At 69.6% G+C, this 25611-nt stretch carries 20 protein-coding genes and 1 tRNA gene; 19 read left to right on the top strand and 2 right to left on the bottom strand.

Going from position 1 to position 25611, the window contains the following annotated elements; translation table 11 throughout:
* The first annotated feature begins 46 nt into the window (after nt 1-46).
* From AC3RJ7_RS07290 to AC3RJ7_RS07300, 3 genes are all read left to right on the top strand, one after another.
* Nucleotides 47-1504, top strand: coding sequence for a glutamate synthase subunit beta (locus tag AC3RJ7_RS07290; protein ID WP_491455120.1), 1458 nt, complete (start codon nt 47-49; stop codon nt 1502-1504).
* 76 nt (nt 1505-1580) lie between these two features.
* Nucleotides 1581-2996 (top strand): pyruvate kinase, encoded by a 1416-nt coding sequence (pyk, locus tag AC3RJ7_RS07295; RefSeq protein ID WP_491455121.1) that lies wholly within the window; start codon nt 1581-1583, stop codon nt 2994-2996.
* A gap of 135 nt (nt 2997-3131) precedes the next feature.
* Nucleotides 3132-3551, top strand: a complete 420-nt coding sequence (locus AC3RJ7_RS07300) for an SRPBCC family protein (RefSeq protein WP_491455122.1) — start codon at nt 3132-3134, stop codon at nt 3549-3551.
* Nucleotides 3552-3573: 22 nt separating this feature from the next.
* Here AC3RJ7_RS07300 and AC3RJ7_RS07305 read toward each other — a convergent pair.
* A tRNA-Leu gene (locus AC3RJ7_RS07305) sits at nt 3574-3659 on the bottom strand.
* Nucleotides 3660-3695: 36 nt separating this feature from the next.
* Between AC3RJ7_RS07305 and AC3RJ7_RS07310 the strand changes: the two genes are divergently transcribed.
* The 4 genes from AC3RJ7_RS07310 (at nt 3696) to rpsA (ending at nt 10505) form a co-directional block, all read left to right on the top strand.
* Nucleotides 3696-4304 carry an ANTAR domain-containing response regulator gene (locus tag AC3RJ7_RS07310; RefSeq protein ID WP_231430921.1) on the top strand — a complete coding sequence of 203 codons (609 nt, stop codon included), beginning with the start codon at nt 3696-3698 and terminating at the stop codon, nt 4302-4304.
* A gap of 142 nt (nt 4305-4446) precedes the next feature.
* Nucleotides 4447-7134: a DNA polymerase I gene (gene polA / locus AC3RJ7_RS07315; RefSeq protein WP_491455123.1), complete on the top strand. Its 2688-nt coding sequence runs from the start codon at nt 4447-4449 to the stop codon at nt 7132-7134.
* 66 nt (nt 7135-7200) lie between these two features.
* Nucleotides 7201-8874 carry a DUF885 domain-containing protein gene (locus AC3RJ7_RS07320; RefSeq protein WP_491455124.1) on the top strand — a complete coding sequence of 558 codons (1674 nt, stop codon included), beginning with the start codon at nt 7201-7203 and terminating at the stop codon, nt 8872-8874.
* A 179-nt stretch (nt 8875-9053) separates the two neighbouring features.
* Nucleotides 9054-10505, top strand: a complete 1452-nt coding sequence (gene rpsA, locus AC3RJ7_RS07325; RefSeq protein WP_491455125.1) for a 30S ribosomal protein S1 — start codon at nt 9054-9056, stop codon at nt 10503-10505.
* Nucleotides 10506-10624: 119 nt separating this feature from the next.
* Here the strand turns inward: rpsA and AC3RJ7_RS07330 are convergent, their stop codons facing one another.
* Entirely contained in the window at nt 10625-11236 is a 612-nt protein-coding gene (locus AC3RJ7_RS07330; protein ID WP_491455126.1) for a DUF4126 domain-containing protein, read from the bottom strand.
* Nucleotides 11237-11286: 50 nt separating this feature from the next.
* On the opposite strand from AC3RJ7_RS07330, the gene coaE reads away from it, so the two are divergent.
* From coaE to AC3RJ7_RS07390, 12 genes are all read left to right on the top strand, one after another.
* Complete coding sequence (coaE, locus tag AC3RJ7_RS07335) at nt 11287-11916, top strand: dephospho-CoA kinase (RefSeq protein WP_491455127.1); 630 nt, start codon at nt 11287-11289, stop codon at nt 11914-11916.
* Between the two features lie 9 nt (nt 11917-11925).
* A complete protein-coding gene (gene uvrB, locus AC3RJ7_RS07340) occupies nt 11926-13992 on the top strand; it encodes an excinuclease ABC subunit UvrB (RefSeq protein ID WP_491455128.1) in 2067 nt (688 codons plus the stop codon).
* A 123-nt stretch (nt 13993-14115) separates the two neighbouring features.
* Nucleotides 14116-17007: an excinuclease ABC subunit UvrA gene (uvrA, locus tag AC3RJ7_RS07345; protein WP_491455129.1), complete on the top strand. Its 2892-nt coding sequence runs from the start codon at nt 14116-14118 to the stop codon at nt 17005-17007.
* A gap of 4 nt (nt 17008-17011) precedes the next feature.
* Nucleotides 17012-18952, top strand: a complete 1941-nt coding sequence (gene uvrC, locus AC3RJ7_RS07350) for an excinuclease ABC subunit UvrC (RefSeq protein WP_491455130.1) — start codon at nt 17012-17014, stop codon at nt 18950-18952.
* 105 nt (nt 18953-19057) lie between these two features.
* Entirely contained in the window at nt 19058-19936 is an 879-nt protein-coding gene (gene rapZ, locus AC3RJ7_RS07355) for an RNase adapter RapZ (protein ID WP_491455131.1), read from the top strand.
* Between the two features lie 33 nt (nt 19937-19969).
* Nucleotides 19970-20950, top strand: coding sequence for a DNA-binding protein WhiA (whiA, locus tag AC3RJ7_RS07360; RefSeq protein WP_491455132.1), 981 nt, complete (start codon nt 19970-19972; stop codon nt 20948-20950).
* A gap of 192 nt (nt 20951-21142) precedes the next feature.
* A complete protein-coding gene (locus AC3RJ7_RS07365; protein ID WP_491455133.1) occupies nt 21143-21769 on the top strand; it encodes a superoxide dismutase in 627 nt (208 codons plus the stop codon).
* Between the two features lie 96 nt (nt 21770-21865).
* Nucleotides 21866-22870, top strand: a complete 1005-nt coding sequence (gap, locus tag AC3RJ7_RS07370; protein WP_491455134.1) for a type I glyceraldehyde-3-phosphate dehydrogenase — start codon at nt 21866-21868, stop codon at nt 22868-22870.
* Between the two features lie 11 nt (nt 22871-22881).
* Nucleotides 22882-24096, top strand: a complete 1215-nt coding sequence (locus AC3RJ7_RS07375) for a phosphoglycerate kinase (RefSeq protein WP_491455135.1) — start codon at nt 22882-22884, stop codon at nt 24094-24096.
* On the top strand, nt 24087-24875 hold the full coding sequence (gene tpiA / locus AC3RJ7_RS07380; protein ID WP_491455136.1) for a triose-phosphate isomerase: 789 nt from the start codon (nt 24087-24089) through the stop codon (nt 24873-24875). The genes AC3RJ7_RS07375 and tpiA overlap by 10 nt, the downstream gene beginning before the upstream one ends.
* Before the next feature lie 103 nt (nt 24876-24978).
* Nucleotides 24979-25230 carry a preprotein translocase subunit SecG gene (gene secG, locus AC3RJ7_RS07385; protein ID WP_491455137.1) on the top strand — a complete coding sequence of 84 codons (252 nt, stop codon included), beginning with the start codon at nt 24979-24981 and terminating at the stop codon, nt 25228-25230.
* Between the two features lie 12 nt (nt 25231-25242).
* Nucleotides 25243-25608: an RNA polymerase-binding protein RbpA gene (locus AC3RJ7_RS07390; RefSeq protein WP_491455138.1), complete on the top strand. Its 366-nt coding sequence runs from the start codon at nt 25243-25245 to the stop codon at nt 25606-25608.
* The last annotated feature ends 3 nt before the right edge of the window (nt 25609-25611 follow it).

Raw genomic sequence — 25611 nt, forward strand, 5'->3', positions numbered from 1 at the left:
TCGATGATCGACACGGCAGTGCTCACGAACGACATGGAGGTGACGAATGGCTGACCCCAAGGGCTTCCTGAAGGTCACCGAGCGCGAGCTGCCCAAGCGGCGTCCCGTGCCGGTGCGCATCATGGACTGGCGAGAGGTCTACGAGCAGGGCGACCCCGCGCAACTCCGCCGGCAGGCCGGTCGCTGCATGGACTGCGGCATCCCGTTCTGCCATCAGGGCTGCCCGCTCGGCAACCTCATCCCCGAGTGGAACGACCTCATGTACCGCGGCGAGGGCCGTGCCGCCATCGAACGACTGCACGCGACGAACAACTTCCCCGAGTTCACCGGTCGGCTCTGTCCGGCGCCGTGCGAATCGGCGTGCGTGCTCGGCATCAACCAGCCCGCGGTGACCATCAAGCAGGTAGAGGTCTCGATCATCGACCAGGCCTTCGGCAACGGCTGGGTGCAGCCGCAGCCGCCCGGCCGCCTCACCGGCAAGACCGTCGCCGTCGTCGGCTCGGGTCCCGCCGGGCTCGCCGCCGCGCAGCAGCTCACGCGTGCGGGGCACACCGTCGCAGTCTTCGAGCGCGACGACCGCATCGGCGGCCTGCTGCGTTACGGGATCCCCGACTTCAAGATGGAGAAGAAGCACCTCGACGCGCGCCTCGCCCAGATGACCGCCGAGGGCACGCGATTCCGCGCGGGCATGAACATCGGCGTCGACATCACGTGGGACCAGCTCCGCGAGCGCTACGACGCCATCGTCATCGCGACGGGCGCCATGGTGCCCCGCGACCTGCCGGTCCCGGGGCGCGACCTGTCCGGCGTGCACTTCGCCATGGAGTACCTCACCCAGTCGAACCGCCACGTCGCGGGCGACGAGGTCTTCGACCAGATCTCTGCCGAGGGCAAGCACGTCGTCGTCCTCGGCGGCGGCGACACCGGTGCGGACTGCATCGGCACGGCGCACCGCCAGGGCGCGCTGTCGGTCACGAATCTCGCGATCGGCAAGCAGCCGGGGCAGGAGCGCCCCGACCACCAGCCGTGGCCCATGCACCCGACCGTCTTCGAGGTGCAGAGCGCCCACGAAGAGGGCGGCCGGCGCGAGTTCCTCGCGTCCACGGTCGAGTTCCTCGCGAACGAGGCCGGCCAGGTGCGAGCCATCCGCGTCGCCGAGACCGAGTACCTCGACGGCCGCCGAGTGCCGAAGGCGGGCACCGAGCGCGAGATCCCCGCCGACCTCGTGCTGCTCGCCCTCGGCTTCACCGGACCGGAGACCGGCGAGCTCGACGAGCAGCTCCAGCTCGCCACCACCGATCGCGGCAACATCGCGCGCGACGCGGCGTATGCGACGGCCGAGCCCGGCGTCTTCGTCGCGGGTGACGCGGGCCGCGGGCAGTCGCTCATCGTCTGGGCGATCGCGGAGGGCCGTGCTGCGGCCGCCGCCGTCGACCGGTACCTTGAGGGCGAGACCTCGCTGCCGAGTCCCATCGCGGCGACGGCCAGGGCCATCGCCGTCTGAACCACGCGCGCCGCCCGGCGCGTCGTCCGAACCACACGATCAGCGCCACGGCGCGGAACACCGGGAGTATCACCACATGAGACGAGCGAAGATCGTCGCCACCCTCGGGCCGGCGACATCGAGCTACGAGCAGATCCGGGCGATCATCGATGCGGGCGTCGACGTCGCCCGCATGAACCTCAGCCACGGCAGCTACGACGTCCACGAGGGCGTCTACCAGAACGTGCGCAAGGCCGCGGCCGACTCCGGTCGCGCGGTTGCCGTGCTCGTCGACCTGCAGGGGCCGAAGATCCGCCTCGGCAAGTTCGCCGACGGTCCCCACGAGCTCGCCGAGGGCGACATCTTCAAGATCACCACCGAAGACGTCGTCGGCACGAAGGAGCTCGTCGGCACGACGTTCAAGGGGCTCCCGCAGGACGTGAAGCCCGGTGACTTCCTGCTCATCGACGACGGCAAGGTCCGCGTCGAGGTGCTCGAGACCGATGGCACGGTCGTCACGACCAAGGTCGTCGTCGCCGGGCCCGTCTCGAACAACAAGGGCATCAACCTGCCCGGCGTGGCGGTCAACGTGCCCGCGCTCTCGGAGAAGGACGAGGCCGACCTGCGCTGGGGCCTCGAGCTCGGCGCCGACCTCATCGCCCTCTCGTTCGTGCGCAACGCCGCCGACATCACGCGCGTCCACGAGATCATGGACGAGGTCGGCCGCCGCGTGCCGGTCGTCGCGAAGGTCGAGAAGCCGCAGGCCGTCGACGCGCTCGAGGAGATCACCGAGGCGTTCGACGCGGTCATGGTCGCGCGCGGCGACCTCGGCGTCGAGCTGCCGCTCGAGGCCGTGCCGATCGTGCAGAAGCGCGCGGTCGAGATCGCCCGGCGCCTCGCGAAGCCCGTCATCGTCGCGACGCAGATGCTCGAGTCGATGATCCACAGCCCGGTGCCGACCCGCGCCGAGACGTCCGACGTCGCGAACGCCGTCCTCGACGGCGCCGACGCGGTCATGCTCTCGGGCGAGACGAGCGTGGGGGAGTACCCGGTCATCACGGTCCAGACCATGGCGCGCATCATCGAGTCGACCGAGCAGCACGGGCTCGACCGCATCGCGCCGCTCGGTACGAAGCCGCGCACCCAGTCGGGCGCCATCACGGCCGCCGCGGTGGAGGTCGCCGACTTCGTCGAGGCGAAGTACCTCTGCGTGTTCACCGAGTCGGGCGAGACGGTGCGCCGCATGACGCGACTCCGCTCGAAGATCCCGATCCTCGCGTTCACGCCCGATCCCGCGATCCGTCGTCGCATGGCGCTCAACTGGGGCGTCGAGTCGTTCGTCGTCTCGCGCGTCACCCACACGGACCAGATGGTCGGCCAGGTCGACGAGGCGCTCGCGAAGACCGGCAAGGCGGTCAACGGCGAGAAGGTCGTCATCATCTCGGGCTCGCCTCCCGGCATCCCCGGCACCACGAACGACGTGCGCGTGCACGTCGTGGGCGAGGTGCTCTAGCGGTTCCACGAAGGGCCGGCCCGCCACGGGCCGGCCCTTCGCCGTACCCGCGTGCCGTGGTCGGGATGCCTCGGGCTCGCGTCGTGGCAGAATCCGATCGTGGTCGTGAGATTCGAATGCCGGACCGTCCTCGGGATGGCGCCGTCCGAGGCGTTCGCCCGCTCGCTGGACATCGACCTGCACATGGCGTCGATGGCGCGCTCCCGAGAGCGTGCCGTCGGCGGAGTGACCTCGGGCAGGATCGGGCCCGGCGAGCAGGTGACGTGGCGCGCGTGGCATTTCGGGGTCCCGTTCCGGATGACGAGCCGCATCACGGGCTTCGACGCACCGCGATCGTTCGTCGACGAGCAGTTGCGAGGTCCGTTCCGGTCGTTCCGTCATGTGCACCGGTTCGCGCCCACGGCGGACGGTGCCGGCACCGTCATGACCGACGAGATCGAGTTCGTCGCGCCGTTCGGGCCGGTCGGGCGGGTCGCGGAGCACGTGCTCGGACCCTACCTGCGTCGCCTGATCGAGACGCGCAACGCGCACCTGGCGCGGGCCGGAGGGACGTGATCCGCGACCGTCGCACGGGTGATGGTGCCGGTGGTGGGGGTCGAACCCACACGCCCTTTCGGGCAAAGCATTTTGAGTGCTCCGCGTCTGCCATTCCGCCACACCGGCCAGAGGCCTCGCCCAGAATACCGTAGGCTTTCCTGCGTGACTGACACCGAATCAACCCAGCCGGCAGCTCCGCGCCGCGTGGTCGTGGCAGAAGATGAGTCGCTCATCCGCCTCGACATCGTCGAGATCCTGCGCGACAACGGCTACGAGGTCGTCGGCGAGGCGGGCGACGGCGAGACCGCCGTGGCGCTCGCGACCGAGCTGCGCCCCGATCTCGTCATCATGGACGTCAAGATGCCGCAGCTCGACGGCATCTCCGCGGCCGAGCGCCTCTCGAAGGGGCACATCGCCCCCGTCGTGCTGCTGACCGCCTTCAGCCAGAAGGAGCTCGTCGAGCGCGCGAGCGAGGCCGGCGCGCTGGCCTACGTCGTGAAGCCCTTCACGCCCAACGACCTGCTCCCCGCGATCGAGATCGCCCTGGCCCGGCACGCGCAGATCATCGCCCTCGAGGCCGAGGTCGGCGACCTCGTCGAGCGGTTCGAGACCCGCAAGCTCGTCGACCGGGCGAAGGGCCTGCTCAACGAGAAGATGGGCCTCTCCGAGCCCGAGGCGTTCCGCTGGATCCAGAAGGCGTCGATGGACCGCCGCCTCACGATGAAGGACGTCTCGCAGGCGATCATCGAGCAGCTCGCCCCCAAGAAGTAGGGTCTCGCGACCCCGACCGGCGGATGCCTCGACGAGCACGGTCTCGTCGAGGCATCCGCCGTTCGTCGTCGCCGGGGGCGCCCGCCCGGTGCGTGCGCCGGGCGCGTCGGGCGGTGTCGGCGGCCGCTTGTAGGCTGGTCCGGTGACGGACGCAGACAAGCCCACCCTCCTCGTCGTCGACGGCCACTCGCTGGCCTTCCGAGCCTTCTACGCCCTCCCGGTCGACAGCTTCACGACGCGCGACGGCCAGCACACGAACGCCATCCACGGCTTCCTCTCGATGCTGCTGCTGCTGCTCCAGAACGAGAAGCCGACGCACCTCGCGGTCGCGTTCGACGTGTCCCGCCACTCGTTCCGCACGCGCGAGTACGCCGAGTACAAGGGCACCCGCGGCGAGACCCCACCCGAGTTCAAGGGCCAGGTGCCGCTCCTCCAGGAGGCGTTGCAGGCGATGGGCATCCGCGTGCTCGAGAAAGAGGACTTCGAGGCCGACGACATCCTCGCGACGCTCGCCGCACGCGGGCGTGCCGACGGCTATCGGGTCCTCCTCGTCTCGGGCGATCGCGACACGATCCAGCTCGTCAACGACGACGTCACGCTGCTCTACCCGAACGCCCAGGGCGTCTCGCAGCTGAAGCGCTACGACCCCGAGGCGGTCGTCGAGCGCTACGGCATCCGGCCCGAGCAGTACCCCGACGTCGCCGCGCTCGTCGGCGAGACGAGCGACAACCTCATCGGCATCACGAAGGTGGGTGAGAAGACCGCGGTCAAGTGGCTCGGCCTGTACGGCGACCTCGACGGCATCCTCGCCCACGCCGACGAGATCAAGGGCGTCGTCGGGCAGAACCTGCGCGACGAGAAGGAGAACGCGATCCGCAATCGCAAGCTCAACCGCCTCGTCGACGACGTCGAGCTCGACCTCGCGATCCCCGAGCTCGAGGCGCGCCCGATCGACGTCGAGGCGGTCCGGCCCCTCTTCGAGCGACTCGAGTTCCGCACGCTCTTCGAGCGGCTGCGCAAGCTCGCGACGGGTGAGGCGAACGGCAACGGCAACGGCGGCGCGCCCGCCGCCGAACCCGCGCCGCTCATCGCCGCGCCCACGATGCCGACCTCGCAGCGCCCGGTCGGCGCCGACCTCGCGGCGTGGCTCGAGCGTGCCGTGGCGGCCGAGCCTGCGGGCCTGGGCCTCAGCCTCGAGGTCATCGACGGGGTCGTCGTCGGGGCCGGCGTCGCGACGACGACCGAGACCGCGCACGTCGCGTGGCAGGCGGGGTCGGCCGACGCCGCGCCGTTCGAGGCGTGGCTCGCGTCGGATTCGCCGAAGGTCATGAGCGACGCGAAGCCGCAGCTCGAAGCCCTGGCGCGAACCGGCCTCGAGTTCGACGGACTCGTGCTCGACGTCCTCGTCGCCGGCTGGCTGGTGCGCCCGAATCTCGTCGAGAAGAGCCTTCCAGATCTCGTCGACCGCTATCTCGGTGAGACGGTGCCGCAGGCCGACCCGGCCCAGCTCGTCCCCGAGGAGGGCACCGACGCCGGTGCGCCCGAGTACGCGTGGTTCGCCGTGCGGGTGGCCCCGGCGGTGCTGCGCGCACTGCCAGAGCGGTCGCGGCAGCTGCTCGCCGACATCGAGATGCCGCTCGTGCCGGTGCTCGCCGCGATGGAGCTCCGCGGCGTCACGGTCGACCACGACGAGCTCGCCGCCCTGTCGGCCGAGCTCGGAGAGCGCGCGGCCGGCCTCGCCGAGGCGGCGTACGCCGAGATCGGCCGCGAGGTGAACCTCGGTTCGCCCAAGCAGTTGCAGGAGGTGCTGTTCGACCAGCTCGGCATGCCGAAGACGCGCGCGACGAAGACCGGCTACACGACCGACGCGAACGCGCTGGCCGACCTGCAGGAGTCGAGCCCGCACCCGTTCCTCGGCTACCTGCTCGAGCACCGCGACGCGACGAAGCTCCGGCAGATCGTCGACGCGCTCGACAAGTCGATCGCCGCCGACGGCCGCATCCACACGAACTACGGCCAGATCGGCGCGGCGACCGGTCGCATGTCGTCGAACGACCCGAACCTCCAGAACATCCCGATCCGCACCGAAGACGGGCGTCGCATCCGCAAGGCCTTCCGGCACGGCGCCGACTACGTCGAGCTGCTCACGGCCGACTACTCGCAGATCGAGATGCGCATCATGGCGCACCTCTCGGGCGACCCCGGGCTCATCGAGGCCTTCAACGCCGGCGAAGACCTGCACCGATTCGTCGGCGCACGGGTCTTCGCGGTCGACCCGGCCGACGTCACGCCGCTCATGCGCACCAAGGTGAAGGCCATGTCGTACGGCCTCGCCTACGGGCTGAGCGCCTTCGGCTTGTCGAAGCAGCTCCGCATCGAGCGCGCCGAGGCGCAGCAGCTCATGCGCGAGTACTTCGAGCGCTTCGGCGCGGTGCGCGACTACCTGCGCGGCGTCGTCGAGCAGGCGAAGATCGACGGCTACACGGAGACGATCTTCGGCCGGCGCCGTCCGTTCCCCGACCTCAACAGCCCCAACCGGGTGCTCCGCGAGAACGCCGAGCGCGCGGCGCTCAACTCGCCGATCCAGGGCTCCGCCGCCGACATCATGAAGCTCGCGATGGTCGGGGTCGAGCGCGAGATCCAGGCGCAGGGGCTCGCCAGCCGCATGCTGCTCACCGTGCACGACGAGCTCATCTTCGAGGTCGCAGCCGGTGAGTCCGAGGCCCTCGAGGCCGTCGTCCGAGACAAGATGGCGAACGCGGCCGAGCTCCAGGTGCCGCTCGACGTGCAGGTCGGCCGTGGTCGGAACTGGGAGGACGCGGCCCACTAGGCGGGTCGCCCGGTCGAGGGATCCTCGACGTCGACACGGGCGGGGTGGCTGTCCTAGGTTCGAGGGATGGCATCGAGTGAGCGCACCCCGACCGACGTCGACCGCATCGCCGAAGGCTGGGTCGACACCCTCGTCGACCTCGACCCGAGCATCGGCACGTACATCGGGCGTACGAGCCACGACGACCGCCTCGCCGACTACTCGCCGGCGGGGCACGAGCAGCGCATTGCGGCGATCCGCGACACCGCGGCTGCGCTTCGCGCGGCCACGGCGGCCGACGAGGTCGACCGCATCACGGTCGCCGACCTCGGTTCGCAGCTCGAACTCGACCTCGAGCGGCACGAGGCCGGCCTCCACCTGCGCGACCTCAACGTGATCGCGAGCCCGGCGCAGGAGATCCGCGACGTGTTCGACCTCATGCCGACGGCCGACGTCGACGACTGGTCGCGCATCGCCACCCGGCTGGCTGCCGTGCCCGGCGCGCTCGACGGGTACGTCGCGACGCTCCGCGCCGGCATCGCCGCGGGTACCGTGCCAGCCGTGCGCCAGGTGCACGAGGTGGCGGCCCAGGCGCGTCGCATCGCGAAGGCCGACGGCTTCTTCGCGACGTTCGCGGCCGGTGCCAAGGCGGGGGAGTCCGACCTGCCGGCGTCGCTCCGGCGCGACCTCGAGTCGGGCGCCGGCACGGCGAGCGAGGCGTACGGCCGGCTCGCCGAGTTCCTCGAGTCCGAGCTCGCGCCCGTCGCGGCTGCGGTCGACGCCGTCGGCCGCGAGATCTACGCGCTCGAGTCGCGTCGCTTCCTCGGGGCGGTCATCGACCTCGACGAGACCTACGAGTGGGGTATCGAAGAGCTCGCGCGCATGGTCGCCGAGCAGGAATCGATCGCGAACGAGATCAAGCCCGGGGCATCCGTCGCCGAGGCCATCGCGCATCTCGACGGCGACCCGAGCCGCAAGCTGCACGGCACCGACGCGCTCCAGCGGTGGATGCAGGAGACGAGCGATCGCGCTGTCGCCGAGCTCGCGGGCACCCAGTTCGACATCCCCGCGGAGATCCGCACCCTCGAGTGCATGATCGCCCCCACGCAGGAGGGCGGCATCTACTACACGGGCCCGAGCGACGACTTCACGCGGCCCGGGCGCATGTGGTGGTCGGTGCCCGAGGGCGTCACCGAGTTCGACACCTGGCGCGAGCTCACGACCGTGTACCACGAGGGCGTTCCCGGTCACCACCTGCAGATCGGCCAGGCGGTGGTGAACCGCGGGCAGCTCAACACCTGGCGCCGCCAGCTCGCCGGCACGTCGGGCCACGCCGAGGGCTGGGCGCTCTACGCCGAGCGGCTCATGGAGGGCCTCGGCTACCTCGACGACCCGGCCGACCGCCTCGGCATGCTCGACGGACAGCGAATGCGCGCCGCCCGCGTCGTTCTCGACATCGGGGTGCACCTGGGCAAGCAGCGCCCCGACGGGCAGGGAGTCTGGACGGGCGACTACGCGTTCGAGTTCCTGGGGCGCAACGTCAACATGAACGAGGGCTTCGTGCGCTTCGAGGTGCACCGCTATCTCGGCTGGCCGGGCCAGGCCCCATCGTACAAGGTCGGCCAGCGCATCTGGGAGCAGCTGCGCGACGAGGTCGCCCGCCGGGAGGGCGCCGCCTTCGACATCCGCGAGTTCCACCGGCGGGCGCTCGGCCTCGGCGGCGTCGGGCTGGACACGCTGAAGTCGGCGCTGCTCGGCTGAGCCGGGCGGGCAGGGTGGGGCGGAAGGCCGGCGAAAGCGTGCGGTTGCCGCGAACGGAGCGGTTCCGTTAGGATGGAGCGTCACTCGTGTGACATCCCTGTCCGCATGCCCATCGCGGAAACACACAACGCTCTACCGCGCGATGGGCTCGATATTGTCCTTTACGGAGCATTCACTACATGACAACCGCAACGACCAAGGCGCCCAAGCAGGTCGCGATCAACGACATCGGATCTGCTGACGATTTCCTCGCCGCGGTCGAGAAGACTCTGAAGTTCTTCAACGACGGCGACCTCATCGAGGGCACCGTCGTGAAGATCGACCGCGACGAGGTCCTCCTCGACGTCGGCTACAAGACCGAGGGCGTCATCCCCTCGCGCGAGCTTTCCATCAAGCACGACGTCGACCCCAGCGAGGTCGTCGGCGTCGGCGACACCGTCGAGGCCCTGGTTCTCCAGAAGGAGGACAAGGAAGGCCGCCTCATCCTGTCGAAGAAGCGTGCGCAGTACGAGCGCGCGTGGGGCGACGTGGAGAAGATCAAGGAGGCCGACGGCGTCGTGACCGGTTCGGTCATCGAGGTCGTCAAGGGCGGCCTGATCGTCGACATCGGCCTCCGCGGCTTCCTCCCGGCGTCGCTCATCGAGCTCCGCCGCGTGCGCGACCTCACGCCGTACCTCGGCCAGGAGATCGAGGCGAAGATCCTCGAGCTCGACAAGAACCGCAACAACGTCGTGCTCTCGCGCCGCGCGCTCCTCGAGCAGACGCAGTCCGAGTCGCGCTCGACGTTCCTCGCGAACCTGCACCCGGGCCAGATCCGCAAGGGTGTCATCTCGTCGATCGTCAACTTCGGTGCGTTCGTCGACCTCGGCGGCGTCGACGGTCTCGTCCACGTCTCCGAGCTGTCGTGGAAGCACATCGAGCACGCCAGCGAGGTCGTCGAGGTCGGCCAGGAGGTCACCGTCGAGGTGCTCTCCGTCGAGCTCGACCGCGAGCGCGTCTCGCTGTCTCTCAAGGCGACGCAGGAGGACCCGTGGCAGGTCTTCGCCCGGACCCACGCGATCGGCCAGGTCGCACCGGGCAAGGTCACGAAGCTCGTGCCGTTCGGTGCGTTCGTCCGCGTGGCCGACGGCATCGAGGGCCTCGTGCACATCTCGGAGCTGTCGGGCAAGCACGTCGAGCTCGCCGAGCAGGTCGTGTCGGTCGGCGAAGAGGTCTTCGTCAAGGTCATCGACATCGACCTCGAGCGTCGCCGCATCTCGCTCTCGCTGAAGCAGGCGAACGAGGGCGTCGACCCCGAGGGCACCGAGTTCGACCCGGCGCTCTACGGCATGCTCACCGAGTACGACGAGCAGGGCAACTACAAGTACCCCGAGGGCTTCGACCCCGAGACCAACGAGTGGCGCGAGGGCTTCGAGGCCCAGCGCGAGAAGTGGGAGCAGGACTACGCTGCCGCTCAGGCTCGCTGGGAGGCGCACAAGAAGCAGGTCGCTGCTTCGCTCGCCGCCCAGGCTGCCGACGACTCGTTCTCGGGCGCCGGTGCTTCGTACTCGAGCGACTCCTCGGCCGGCGGCACCCTCGCCGACGACGCTTCGCTCGCGGCGCTCCGCGAGAAGCTCTCGAGCAACAACTGATCGCACCTGCGACACGACTGAAGGCCGGTTCCCTCGGGAACCGGCCTTCGGCCGTTCCAGGGCGCCGGGATGCCTCGCCGCTGGTCTCGGAGCCCGGACCGGGAGGCTCCGGCGACGGCTCAGGGCGAAGAGACCGGATGCCTCGAGGCGGCCGCTCGCCGGGCACGCCGGCGCCGGACGACGAACACGAGTCCGACCACGAGCGCCACGATGCCGAACACGACGAGCACCGGTGCGAGCACGGCCGCGAACGCGAGCGCGAAGCTCCCGGCATCCTCGGCGGCGCTGACGGCGGGTCCGCCGAATCCGAAGGTCGTCGCATTCACGACCGGACGCGCCGCCGCCTTCACGAGGTGCACGAGGAGTGCCAGGCCGGCGCCGATCGCGACGGGAACCCAGGCGTTCGTGGTGAAGAACGATTCGGGGTCGGTCACGACGGCGGTCGTCGCGTCGATCCCGGTTCCGAACACGATCCCGCCCGCCGTGGGGCGCACCACGGTCTGCACGATGTCGTTCACGGAGTCGAGCCCCGGAACCTTGTCGGCGATGAACTCGACCGCGAGGAGCGCGACGAGCACGAGCAGCACCCACTCGTTCGAGAGCCAGGCCCAGGCCGGCGGCAGCTCGACGAGGCCGGTGAACCGGTCGAGCGCGCCGAGCACGACGAGCGGGATCCAGGCGTTGAGCCCGGCCGCGAGCGCGAGGCCCGTGCCGGTCAGCAGTTCGAGCATCCGCGTCCCATCGTCGGTCGAGTCGAGTGTCGCACGGTTAGAGTGGTCACGTGTATCTGATCGGGCTCACTGGCGGGATCGCCTCGGGGAAATCGACCGTCGCGCGCAGACTGTACGAACACGGCGCGGTGCATATCGACGCCGATGACCTCGCGCGGCGCGTCGTAGAACCGGGAACGCCCGGGCTGGCGGCGGTCGTCGCGGAGTTCGGCGAGGGCGTGCTGCGGCCCGACGGATCGCTCGACCGCGCGAAGCTCGGGGAGGTCGTCTTCAACGACGACGCCGCACGGGCGCGCCTGAACGGCATCGTGCACCCGGCCGTGCGCGAACTCTCGTCACGCCTCATCGAGCGCGCCGAGGCCGAAGACCCCGACGCCGTCGTCGTGTACGACGTGCCGCTGCTCGTCGAGGCATCCGTCGACCACCCGTTCGACCTCATCGTGGTGACGAATGCGCCGCGTCGCACCCAGGTGAAGCGCCTGGTGGAGGAGCGCGGGTTCGACCTGATGCAGGCCGAGGCGCGCGTCGACGCCCAGGTCGACAACACCCGCCGGCTCGAGATCGCCGACGTGGTCATCGACACCGACGGCTCGCTCGCCCACACGATGAGCCAGGCCGACGCACTGTGGGCGCGGATCGTCGACGAGCGTTCCGGACGTGATGTCGGAGGCCGCTCCTAGACTTGGAGCATGCAGGCCACGCGCTCAGTCCGTCCCTTCGAGGTCGTCAGCGAGTACCGTCCGAGCGGTGACCAACCGCAGGCGATCGCCGAGCTCGCCGGTCGTATCAACGCGGGCGAGACCGACGTCGTGCTGCTCGGCGCGACCGGTACGGGCAAGTCGGCGACCACCGCCTGGCTCATCGAGCAGGTGCAGCGGCCCACGCTCGTGCTCGCGCACAACAAGACGCTCGCGGCGCAGCTCGCGACCGAGTTCCGCGAACTGCTGCCGAACAACGCCGTCGAGTACTTCGTCTCGTACTACGACTACTACCAGCCCGAGGCCTACGTCCCGCAGACCGACACCTTCATCGAGAAGGACAGCTCGATCAACGCCGAGGTCGAGCGGCTCCGCCACTCGACGACGAACTCGCTGCTGAGCCGCCGCGACGTCGTGGTGGTGTCGACCGTGTCGTGCATCTACGGCCTCGGCACGCCCGAGGAGTACCTCGGGGCGATGATGCCGCTGCAGGTCGGCCAGCGGGTCGACCGCGACTGGCTCATCCGCAAGTTCGTCTCCATGCAGTACCAGCGCAACGACGTCGACTTCTCCCGAGGCAACTTCCGGGTACGCGGCGACACCATCGAGATCATCCCGATCTACGAAGAGCTCGCGATCCGCATCGAGATGTTCGGCGACGAGATCGAGGCGCTCTACAGCCTGCATCCGCTCACGGGCCAGGTGGTGGCCAAGCTCGACGCCGTGCCCGTCTTCCCCGGCTCGCACTACGTCGCCTCGACCGACGTCATGCAGCGCGCCATCGGCACCATCCGCGACGAGCTCGACGAGCGCCTCGCCGAACTGGAGCGGGAGGGCAAGCTGCTCGAGGCGCAGCGGCTGCGCATGCGCACGACGTTCGACCTCGAGATGATGGAGCAGATCGGCTTTTGCTCGGGCATCGAGAACTATTCGCGACACATCGACGGCCGAGCGCCCGGCGAGGCGCCGCACTGCCTGCTCGACTACTTCGCCGACGACTTCCTCGTGGTGATCGACGAGTCGCACGTGACGGTGCCGCAGATCGGCGCGATGTACGAGGGCGACTCGTCGCGCAAGCGCACCCTCGTCGAGCACGGGTTCCGGCTGCCGAGCGCGCTCGACAACCGCCCGCTCAAGTGGGACGAGTTCAAGGCAAGGGTGGGCCAGACGGTCTACCTGTCGGCGACCCCGGGCCGCTACGAGATGGGCATCGCCGACGGCGTCGTCGAGCAGATCATCCGCCCGACCGGCCTCGTCGACCCGCAGATCGTGGTCAAGCCGTCGAAGGGGCAGATCGACGACCTGCTGGAGGAGATCCGCAAGCGCGCCGAGCGCGATGAGCGCGTGCTCGTCACCACCCTCACGAAGAAGATGGCCGAGGAGCTGACCGACTTCCTCACCGAGGCCGGCGTCCGCGTGCGCTACCTCCACTCCGACGTCGACACGCTCCGACGCGTCGAACTGCTCACCGAACTGCGCGCGGGCGTGTACGACGTGCTCGTCGGCATCAACCTGCTGCGCGAGGGCCTCGACCTGCCCGAGGTGTCGCTCGTCGCGATCCTCGACGCCGACAAAGAGGGGTTCCTGCGGTCGTCGACCTCGCTCATCCAGACGATCGGGCGCGCAGCGCGCAACGTGTCGGGCGAGGTGCACATGTACGCCGACGTCCTCACCGACTCGATGAAGCTGGCGATCGACGAGACCACGCGCCGGCGCGACAAGCAGCTCGAGTACAACCGCGTCAACGGCATCGACCCGCAGCCGCTGCGAAAGCGCATCGCCGACATCACCGAGGTGCTCGCCCGCGAAGAGGCCGACACCGCCGCGCTCCTGGCGGGTCGCGACGGCCGCAAGAAGTCGCCGGTTCCCAACCTCCGCACCGAGGGCATCGCGGCCGAGGGCGCGAACGACCTCGAAGACCTCATCCGCGACCTCAACGACCAGATGCTCGAAGCGGCCGGCGAACTCAAGTTCGAGCTCGCAGCGCGCCTCCGCGACGAGGTGTCCGAGCTCAAGCGCGAGCTGCGGCAGATGGAGAAGGCCGGCCACCTCGGCTGAGGCGCGGCGACCGGGGGAGCGGGAGCCGCAGCATCGCCGAACATCCGCCGTGTTCGAACATGTGTTCGCCCACAGCGGACCCATCCGGGCGGCGGTGTCGGTGGTCCTCTCTAGACTCGAAGGGTGCCAGTTTCACGTCTCGATGCCCATTCGCGCCTGAGTGTCCGCGGTGCCCGCGTGCACAACCTGCACAACGTCGACGTCGAGCTCCCGCGCGATGCGATGGTCGTGTTCACGGGCCTGTCGGGCTCGGGCAAGTCCTCGCTCGCCTTCGACACGATCTTCGCCGAGGGCCAGCGACGGTACGTCGAGTCGTTGTCCGCGTACGCCCGCCAGTTCCTCGGTCAGGTCGACCGACCCGACGTCGACTTCATCGAGGGGCTGAGTCCCGCCGTCTCGATCGACCAGAAGTCGACGAACCGCAACCCCCGGTCGACGGTCGGCACGATCACCGAGATCTACGACTACATGCGCCTGCTGTGGGCGCGCATCGGGGTCCCGCACTGCCCGGTCTGCGGGGAGAAGATCCAGCGCCAGACGGTGCAGCAGATCGCTGACCGCTTGATGGAGCTGGAAGCGGGTACTCGCTTCCAGGTGCTCAGCCCGGTCGTGTCGAAGAAGAAGGGCGAGTTCGTCGACCTCTTCCGCGAGCTGGCGGCGCAGGGGTACTCACGGGCCGTCGTCGACGGCGAACTCATCCGGCTGGACGAGCCGCCCAAGCTCAAGAAGCAGGTCAAGCACGACATCTCGGTCGTCGTCGACCGGCTCGTCGCCGGTCCCGACGTGCTGGGCCGGCTCACCGATTCGCTCGAGACGGCGTTGCGGCTCACCGATGGGCTCGTGCAGGTCAACTTCGTCGACGAAGACGGGCCCGACGCCTGGCACACCTTCTCCGAGAAGCTCTCATGCCCGAACCAGCACCCGATCCAGCTGACCGAGATCGAGCCGCGCACGTTCTCGTTCAACGCGCCGTTCGGGGCGTGTCCCGAATGCTCGGGCCTCGGCACCCGCATGTCGGTCGACGAGGAACTGCTGCTCGGCGACCCCGCGCTCTCGATCGCCGACGGTGTGATCCTCCCGTGGACCTCGCAGGGGAAGAGCCTCTACAACTACTACGAGAAGCTGCTCGACGGGCTCGCGCGCGACCTCGGGTTCTCGCTCGACACCCCCTGGGCAGAGCTGCCCGACGAGGCGCGGCAGGCCGTGCTGCGCGGGCAGAACTTCGAGGTCAAGGTGCGCTGGCGCAACCGGTACGGCCGCGAGATGAGCTACACCTCGGGGTTCGAGGGCGTCGTGCCCTACATCGAGCGGCAATACCTGCAGGCCGAGACCGATGTGCAGCGGGCGCGCTGGGCCGAGTACCTCCGCGAGGTGCCGTGCCCGGTGTGCGACGGCAAGCGGCTGAAGCCCGAGGTGCTGTCGGTGCTCATCCACGACCACAGCATCGCGGACGTGGGCCTCTTGAGCCTCACCGACGCCCGCGCGTTCATGGACCGGCTCGAACTCACCGATCGCGAGCAGGCGATCGGTGCACAGGTGCTGCGCGAGATCAAGCTCCGGCTCGACTTCCTGATCCGCGTCGGGCTCAGCTATCTCGACCTCGCGCGGGCCGCAGGCACCCTGTCGGGCGGCGAGGCGCAGCGCATCCGCCTGGCGACGCAGATCGGCTCCGGGCTGACGGGCGTCCTCTACGTGCTCGACGAGCCGAGCATCGGACTGCACCAGCGCGACAACCGGCGACTCATCGACACGCTCGTGGCGCTGCGCGACCTGGGCAACACGCTCATCGTGGTCGAGCACGACGAAGACACCATTCGCACCGCCGACTGGATCGTCGACATCGGCCCGGGCGCGGGGGTCAACGGCGGCACCGTGGTGCACTCGGGCAGCTACGACGACCTGCTGAAGAACACGCGTTCCCTCACGGGCGACTACCTGTCCGGTCGCAAGGAGATCGCGATCCCCGCGCGGCGCCGGCCGATCGACCGGGAGCGCATGATCTCGGTGCAGGGCGCCGCGGCGAACAACCTCCGCGGGGTCGACGTGGAGTTCCCGCTCGGCACGTTCACGGCCGTCACCGGCGTGAGCGGCTCCGGCAAGTCGTCGCTCGTCAACGACATCCTGTACCGGGTGCTCGCGAACAAGCTCAACGGTGCCCGGAAGGTGCCGGGCAAGCACCGCCGGGTCACGGGGCTCGAACAGCTCGACAAGGTCGTGCACGTCGACCAGGCGCCGATCGGCCGCACGCCGCGGTCGAACCCCGCGACGTACACCGGCGTGTTCGATCGCATCCGCACGCTGTTCTCCGAGACGACCGAGGCGAAGGCTCGCGGCTACCTGCCCGGTCGCTTCAGCTTCAACGTCAAGGGCGGGCGCTGCGAGGCGTGCTCGGGCGACGGCACGATCAAGATCGAGATGAACTTCCTGCCCGACGTCTACGTCGCGTGCGAGGTCTGCGGCGGCAAGCGGTACAACCGCGAGACCCTGCAGGTGCACTACAAGGGCAAGAACATCGCCGAGGTGCTCGAGATGCCGATCTCCGAGGCGGCCGAGTTCTTCGAGCCGATCTCGGCCATCCACCGCTACCTCAAGACGCTCGTCGACGTCGGACTCGGCTACGTGCAGCTGGGCCAGAGCGCGACGACGCTTTCGGGCGGCGAGGCCCAGCGCGTCAAGCTCGCGACCGAGCTGCAGCGACGGTCGAACGGACGCAGCGTGTACGTGCTCGACGAGCCGACGACGGGCCTCCACTTCGAAGACGTGCAGAAGCTCCTCCGGGTGCTCGGCAAGCTCGTCGACAAGGGCAACACGGTGATCGTGATCGAGCATTCGCTCGACGTGATCAAGTCGGCCGACTGGATCATCGACCTCGGTCCCGAGGGCGGCTCGGGCGGCGGCCAGATCGTGGCGACCGGTACTCCCGAGCACGTCGCGACGGTCGCCGAGAGCCACACCGGCTACTTCCTCCGCGAGATCTTCGACGCGGCTTCCGACCGCGCCGACGTCGCCAGCTGAACCGATGGCGAGCGCCCGGCCGAGCACCGACTCCGTTCCATACCGCCCCAAGTCGGGGGAGATCCCGACCAGCCCGGGCGTCTACCGCTTCCGCGACGCCGAGCGGCGGGTGCTGTACGTCGGCAAGGCGAAGAACCTCCGCGCACGGCTCTCGAACTACTTCGCACCGCTCCGCAGCCTCCACGAGCGCACCCGGCGGATGGTCACGAGCGCGTCGTCGGTCGAGTGGACCGTCGTCGGAAGCGAGGTCGAGGCGCTGCAGCTCGAGATCACGTGGATCAACGAGTTCCACCCGCCGTTCAACGTCCGCTTCAAGGACGACAAGTCGTACCCGTACCTCGCCGTGACGATGGCCGACGAGGCGCCGCGCGCCTTCGTCACGCGGAACCGGAGGATCCGCGGCGCGCGCTACTTCGGCCCGTACCCGAAGGTGTGGGCGATCAACGAGACGCTCGAGATCCTCTTGAAGCTCTTCCCGATCCGCACGTGCAAAGACAGCGACTACCGACGGGCGATGGCGAGCGGCAAGCCGTGCTTCGCCGGGCAGATCGGTCGATGCTTCGGGCCGTGCTCGGGCCTCGTCACGATCGAGGAGCACCGCGAGAACGTCGATCGCTTCGTGGGATTCATGCAGAACCAGGATCGCCGCATCATCGGCGAGCTCACCGACCGCATGCAGGCCGCAGCCGCGGCGCAGGAGTACGAGGCGGCGGCGCGCTACCGCGACCGGCTCCAGGCGGCGAACGCCTTCTTCGAGAAGAGCGCGGTGGTGCTGGGCGACAAGGTCGACCTCGACGTCTTCGGGGTCGACCACGACGAACTCGCGGCCGCGGTGCAGCTGTTCATCGTCCGGGGCGGTCGCGTGCGCGGCGTGCACTCGTGGACGGTCGACAAGGAGCTCGACGTGCCGCTCGGCGACCTCGTGGACTCGATCGTGCAGAACGCCTACGCCGACGGGCTCACCCCGCCCGCCGAGGTCGTCGTGCCCGAGCTCCCCGACGACGCGACGGCGCTCGAAGACTGGCTCGGCGGTGAGGCGGGTCGCAAGGTGCGGCTCCGGGTCGCCCAGCGCGGCGACAAGGCTTCGCTCCTCGCCACGGCGACGCAGAACGCGCGGCAGACGCTCATGCTCTACAAGACCCGTCGTAGCGCCGACTTCACGACGCGCTCACGAGCGCTCGAAGACATCCAGGAAGCGCTCGGCATGGCCGACGCGCCGCTCCGCATCGAGTGCTACGACGTGTCGCACCTGAGCGGCACCAACATCGTGGCATCCATGGTGGTCTTCGAGGACGGCCTGCCGCGCAAAGACGAGTACCGCCGGTTCACGATCCCCCAGTCGAGCGACGACACCGACTCGATCCACCAGGTGCTCACGCGCCGGCTCGCCTATCTCGCACCGGCCGACGACGGGGCCGAGGACGTCACCGGGGGCGGCGGCTCGGGCGACGAACCCGGCACGCCCGTCGTGCCCGAGAAGCGCAAGAAGTTCGCCTACGCCCCCAACCTGCTCGTCGTCGACGGCGGCCAGCCGCAGGTCGCGGCCGCCGAGCGCGCGTTGCGCGAGTCGGGTGTGCAGGGCGTCTACCTGTGCGGCATCGCGAAGCGACTGGAGGAGATCTGGACGCCGGACGGCGACTTCCCGGTCATCCTGCCGCGCAACAGCGACGCGCTCTTCCTGTTCCAGCGGGTCCGCGACGAGGCGCACCGCTTCGCCATCACGCACCAGCGCCAGCGTCGCAAGCGCGACATCGGCACGGTGCTCGCCGACATCCCCGGCCTCGGCCCCGCCCGGGTGAAGGAGCTGCTGCGGCACTTCGGCTCGGTCGCCCGGCTGCGTGCCGCCGACGAGGCGGCGATCGCCGAGGTGAAAGGCATCGGGCCGACGCTCGCGGCCACGGTGCATGCGCAGTTGCACGCCGATTCCGCGCCCGCACCGCGCTAGGTGCGCGGCCCGAGGGCGGCCGCGGGCGGCGACGGGGGCCGGGTCGAGTCCCCGTCGCGCCGTCACCCCGCTAGGCTGGTGTGTCGGTACGAGAAGGGGGCCGGAATGGCGGCGGGGGAGCCCGAGCGGCAGGAGATGCTCATCGTCACGGGGATGTCCGGCGCCGGCCGGTCGACCGTCGGCAATGCGCTCGAAGACCTGGGCTGGTACGTCGTCGACAACCTGCCGCCGCAGATGCTGCGCCCGCTCGTCGAGCTGGTCGAGCGCGCCGGCACCTCGCTGCCGCGCATCGCCGCCGTCGTCGACATCCGCGGGCGCGACTTCTTCGCCGAACTCCAGGACATCATCCAAGCCCTCCGCACGGGCGTCAACGTCCGCGTCGTCTTCCTCGACGCGAACGACGCCGTGCTCGTGCGCCGGTTCGAGGCGGTGCGCCGGCCGCACCCGCTGCAGGGCAACGGCACCCTCCTCGACGGCATCGGCGCCGAGCGCGTGCGGCTCGCGACCCTTCGCGAGGCGAGCGACTTCGTCGTCGACACGTCCGACCTCAACATCCACCAGCTCGCGAACCTCATCACCGAGACGTTCGCCGATGCCGACCACGCGGGCCTCCGCGTCACGATGCAGAGCTTCGGATTCAAGTACGGCGCCCCGACCGATGCCGACCTCATCGCCGACGCCCGCTTCCTCCCCAATCCGTTCTGGAACCCCGAGCTCCGCCACCTCACGGGCGAAGACGCCCCGGTGCGCGATTTCGTGCTCGGCCAGCCGGGCGCGATGGAGTTCATCGACGCCTATGCCACGGCGCTCGAACCGGTGCTCGCCGGCTACCAACGAGAGAACAAGCGGCACGCGACGATCGCGATCGGTTGCACGGGCGGCAAGCACCGCTCGGTGACCATGGTCCGAGAGCTGAGCGAGCGCGTCGCGAAGATGCCCGGTGTCGTCGTGAGCGTCAAGCATCGCGACCTCGGTCGCGAATGACGCCGGGCCACGCAAGGAAGATAGGAACACCACGTGCCACTGACCGCTGATGTGAAAGAGGAGCTCGCCCGCGTCGAGGTCTCCAAGACGAGCGTGCGCGTCGCCGAGCTCGCCTCCGTGCTGCGTTTCGCCGGCGGACTCCACATCATCCAGAACCGCATCGCGATCGAGGCCGAGCTCGACTCGAAGACGGTCGCCAAGCGCGTGACGCGCGACCTCGGCGAGATCTACGGCGTTCGGCCGGATGTCTCGGTGATCTCGCCGTCGGGGGTCCGGCGCACCAACCAGTACCTCATCCGCGTGCTCGACGGCGGCGAGACCCTCGCCCGCCAGACCGGCCTCCTGGACGCGCGCCGACGTCAGGTGCGAGGCCTGCCGAACAAGCTCACGACCGGCTCCCGCGACGAGATCGCGGCCGTCTGGCGCGGGGCGTTCCTCGCGCAGGGCAGCCTGACCGATCCCGGCCGTTCGGCCGCGCTCGAAGTGACCTGCCCCGGCAACGAGACCGCGATGGCGCTCGTCGGGGCGGCAGGCCGGCTCGGCATCTCGGCCAAGGCGCGCGAGGTCCGGGGCGTGCACCGGGTGGTCATCCGTGACGGTGAGGCGATCAGCGCCATGCTCTCGGCGATGGGTGCCACCGGCACGGTGCGAAACTGGGAGGAACTGCGCCAGCGCCGCGAGGTGCGCGCCACGGCGAACCGGCTCGTCAACTTCGACGACGCGAACCTGCGTCGGTCGGCCCAGGCGGCGGTCGCGGCGTGCGCGCGCGTCGAGCGGGCGATGGAACTGCTCGGCGACGACATCCCCGAGCACCTGCGGTACGCCGGCGAGCTGCGCCTGGCCCACCGCGACGCGAGCCTCGACGAGCTCGGCCACCACGCCGACCCGCCGATGACGAAGGACGCCGTCGCCGGACGCATCCGCCGGCTGCTCGCCATGGCCGACAAGCGCGCCGCCGATCTCGGTGTCCCCGGCACCGAGGCGAGCCTGCCTGCCGACCTCGACGAGGTCTGACGGCACCGGGGCGAGGCGGTGCCGGTCGTGCCCGGCGGCCCCGACGAGCTCCGAGCCGAGGCATCCCACTGGCCGTTGCCCAGCATGACATGGCCCGGTGCGGGCCTCGGGGTCGGGCATAGACTCGGGAGAGCGGCCGTGGAGACCCGGGGGAGACGCCCGGGCGCCCGGGCGCTCTGACAAGGAGAAGCAATGGCTGACTACACCCTCCCCGATCTCGCCTACGACTACTCGGCACTCGAGCCGGCGATCAGCGGCACGATCATGGAGCTCCACCACTCGAAGCACCACCAGGCGTACGTGACCGGTGCGAACACCGCGCTCGCGCAGCTCGCCGAGGCGCGCGACTCGGGCAACCTCGCCAACGTCAACAAGCTCGAGAAGGACCTCGCGTTCAACCTCGGCGGCCACGTCAACCACTCGATCTTCTGGACGAACCTGTCGCCGAACGGCGGCGACAAGCCCACCGGCGAACTCGCCGCGGCGATCGACGACCAGTTCGGATCGTTCGACAAGTTCCAGGCCCACTTCACCGCCACGGCGCTCGGGGTCCAGGGTTCCGGCTGGGCCGTGCTCGCCTGGGACTCGCTGGGCCAGCGCCTCATCGTCGCGCAGTTCTTCGACCAGCAGGGCAACCTGCCGGCGGGCCTCGTGCCGCTGTTGATGCTCGACGTCTGGGAGCACGCCTACTACCTCGACTACAAGAACGTCCGGGCCGACTACGTCAAGGCGTTCTGGACGATCGTCGACTGGGAGAACGTCCAGCAGCGCTTCACCGCAGCTGGTGAGAAGACCTCAGGGCTGCTGCTACTGTCGTAAAACGGATGGTGTCCCCGGCGCCGTCCGGGGACACCGTCGTCCGATCCGTCCATCCGTGAAACGGCGCGCGTGCGCCTCGTCATTCAGGAGACATCCGTGTCTGTAAAGATCGGCATCAACGGCTTCGGCCGCATCGGCCGGAACTACTTCCGCGCGGCACTCGCCCAGGGCGCCGACCTCGAGATCGTCGCAGTCAATGACCTCACCGACAACAAGACCCTCGCCCATCTCCTGAAATTCGACTCCGTCACGGGGCAGCTCGACGCGACCGTCGAGTACGACGACGAGCACATCATCGTCGACGGAACCCCGATCCGCGCCTTCGCGGAGCGCGACCCCGCGAACCTGCCGTGGGGCGAGCTCGGCGTCGACATCGTCATCGAGTCCACGGGCTTCTTCACGAAGGCCGGCGATGCCCGCAAGCACCTGCAGGCGGGGGCGAAGAAGGTGCTCATCTCGGCGCCCGCCACCGACGAGGACGCGACCTTCGTCATGGGCGTGAACGAGGACACCTACGTTCCCGAGCGCCACCACATCATCTCGAACGCCTCGTGCACCACGAACTGCCTCGCGCCGCTCGCGAAGGTCTTCAACGACGCCTTCGGCATCGAGCGCGGGCTGATGACGACGGTGCACGCCTACACCGCCGACCAGAACCTGCAGGACGGCCCGCACCGCGACCTCCGTCGCGCCCGCGCCGCCGCCATCAACATCGTGCCGACCTCGACAGGCGCCGCCAAGGCGATCGGCCTCGTGCTGCCCGAGCTCGTCGGCAAGCTCGACGGCTTCGCGCTCCGCGTGCCCGTGCCGACCGGTTCGATCACCGACCTCACCGTGACGGCGTCGCGCCCGGTGACCGTCGACGAGGTCAAGGCCGCCTACAAGGCCGCCGCCGAGGGCCCACTCAAGGGCATCCTCAAGTACTCGGAGGACGAACTCGTCTCCTCCGACATCGTCTCCGACCCCCACTCGTCGATCTTCGATGCGGGCCTCGTCCGCGTGATCGGCGACCAGGTGAAGCTCTCGAGCTGGTACGACAACGAGTGGGGTTACTCCAACCGCCTCGTCGACCTGACCGAGTACGTGGCCGACCGGCTCTGAAAGCGAGAAATGTGACCCTGCGAACCATCTCCACACTCGGCGACCTCGCGGGCAAGCGCGTCGTCCTCCGCTGCGATCTCAACGTTCCACTGAACGACGGGGTCATCACGGACGACGGCCGCGTGCGCGCGTCGTTGCCGACGATCGACGCCCTGCGTTCGCAGGGCGCCCGTGTGATCGTCGTCTCCCACCTCGGCCGCCCCGACGGGGCGCCCGATCCGAAGTACAGCCTGGCGCCGGTCGCGACGCGACTGGGCGAACTGCTCGAGGCTCCGGTCGCGTTCGCGACCGACACCGTCGGCGAGGATGCCTCGGCGAAGGTCGCCTCGCTCGGCGACGGCGAGGTGCTCGTGCTCGAGAACCTGCGCTTCAACCCGGGGGAGACGTCGAAGAACGAGGCCGAGCGCACCGCCTTCGCGGGCGAGCTCGCGGCGTTCGCCGATGCCGTCGTCTCCGATGGATTCGGCGTCGTGCACCGCAAGCAGGCGAGTGTCTACGAGCTCGCCGAGCTCCGCCCGAGCGCGGCCGGCCTGCTCATCGCGGCCGAGCTCGACGTGCTCGACCAGCTCACCGAGAACCCCGAGCGCCCGTACACGGTCGTGCTCGGCGGGTCGAAGGTCTCCGACAAGCTCGGGGTCATCGCGCACCTGCTTCCGCGCGTCGACCGGCTGCTCATCGGCGGCGGCATGCTGTTCACCTTCCTCGCCGCCCAGGGCCACAAGGTGGCGTCGAGCCTGCTCGAGGCCGACCAGATCGACACGGTGAACGGCTATCTCGCCGAGGCCGCCGAACGCGGCGTCGAACTCGTGCTGCCCACCGACGTCGTCGTCGCCGCATCGTTCTCGGCCGACGCCGAGCACGTCATCACGTCGGCCGACTCCATCGAGGAGACGCCGTTCGGCGCCTCGGGTCTCGGGCTCGACATCGGCCCCGAGACAGCGGCCCGGTTCGCCGAGCTCGTGCGCGACTCGAAGACCGTCTTCTGGAACGGCCCGATGGGCGTCTTCGAGCTCGCCCCGTTCGCGGCCGGCACCCGTGCGGTCGCCGAGGCGCTCACCGAGGTCGACGGCCTCAGCGTCGTCGGCGGGGGCGACTCGGCCGCGGCCGTGCGCGCGCTCGGCTTCGACGACGAACGATTCGGACACATCTCGACGGGCGGGGGCGCGAGCCTCGAGTTCCTCGAAGGCAAGAAGCTCCCCGGACTGGAGGTCCTCGGATGGCAGTGAAGCGCACCCCGTTCATCGCGGGCAACTGGAAGATGAACCTCGACCACCTGCAGTCGATCGCCTTCGTGCAGAAGCTCGCGTGGGCGCTCGGCGACGCGAAGCACGACTTCGCCGACGCGGAGGTTGCGGTCTTCCCGCCGTTCACCGACCTGCGCAGCGTGCAGACGCTCGTCGCCGCCGACTCGCTGTCGATCGGCTACGGCGCCCAGGACCTGTCGAAGCACGACTCGGGCGCGTACACGGGCGAGATCTCCGGTGCGTTCCTCAAGCAGCTCGACTGCGCGTACGTCATCATCGGCCACTCCGAGCGGCGCACCCTCCACGGGGAGACCGACGCCGACGTGAACGCCAAGGTCATCGCGGCGCATCGCCACGGCATCGTTCCGGTGCTCTGCGTCGGTGAGACGGCCGAGGACCTCGAGGCGCACGGTGCGAGCGCCGTGCCGGTCGCGCAGCTGCGTGCGGCACTCGAGGGCGTCGACGCCTCGAAGGGGCTCGTGGTCGCCTACGAACCGGTCTGGGCGATCGGTTCGGGCCAGGCCGCAACCCCGGCCCAGGCCGAGCAGGTCGCCGCAGCCCTTCGCGGAGTGCTCGCCGAGATCGCCGGTGACGAGATCGCGGCTTCGACGCGCATCCTCTACGGCGGTTCGGTGAAGGCCGCGAACATCGCCGCGTTCCTGCGCGAGCCGAACGTCGACGGCGCGCTCGTCGGCGGCGCGAGCCTCGACATCGACGAGTTCTCGAGCATCGTGCGGTTCAAGAAGCACGTCGGCGCCTGATCTTCTCCCGAGGGCCGGTGCGCGTCACCGGCCCTCGGCGCCGCGCCCGGCTATACTCGATTGTCGGCATCGACCCCCTGCGTCGTGCCCGGAAAGGTTCACCGTGGAGATTCTCCAAGTCGTGCTCGAGGTGCTGCTCGGTCTCACGAGCCTCTTGCTGACGCTGCTCATCCTCCTGCACAAGGGTCGCGGTGGCGGTCTGTCCGACATGTTCGGCGGCGGCGTGACGTCGAGCCTCGGCGCCTCCGGCGTCGCGGAGCGCAACCTGAACCGCATCACCGTGGTGCTCGGCCTCGTGTGGATCACGTGCATCGTGGTGCTCGGGCTCATCACCAAGTACCAGACCGGCGCCTGACGAGGAGAAGAAATGGCATCAGGAAACAGCGCCATTCGCGGCTCCCGCGTCGGGGCGGGCCCCATGGGCGAGCAGGACCGCGGCTTCCACGCCGACCGCGTCGCGGTCAGCTACTGGGACGCGCAGGGCAACGAGACCGTCCGCTACTTCGCGGCGAACCTGCCCGACGAGGAGATCCCCGACGTCATCGACAGCCCGTCGACCGGTCTTCCCGCCGGTCGCGACCGCGAGAACCCGCCTGCGGTGTCGAAGCTCGAGCCGTACAAGACGCACCTCGCCTACGTGAAGGAACGCCGTACCGAAGACGAGGCGGCCGCACTGCTGGACGAGGCGCTCAACCAGCTCCGCGCGCGCCGCGGACAGCTTCCCAAGGACTGACCG

The sequence above is a fragment of the Agromyces solani genome (assembly GCF_058349925.1).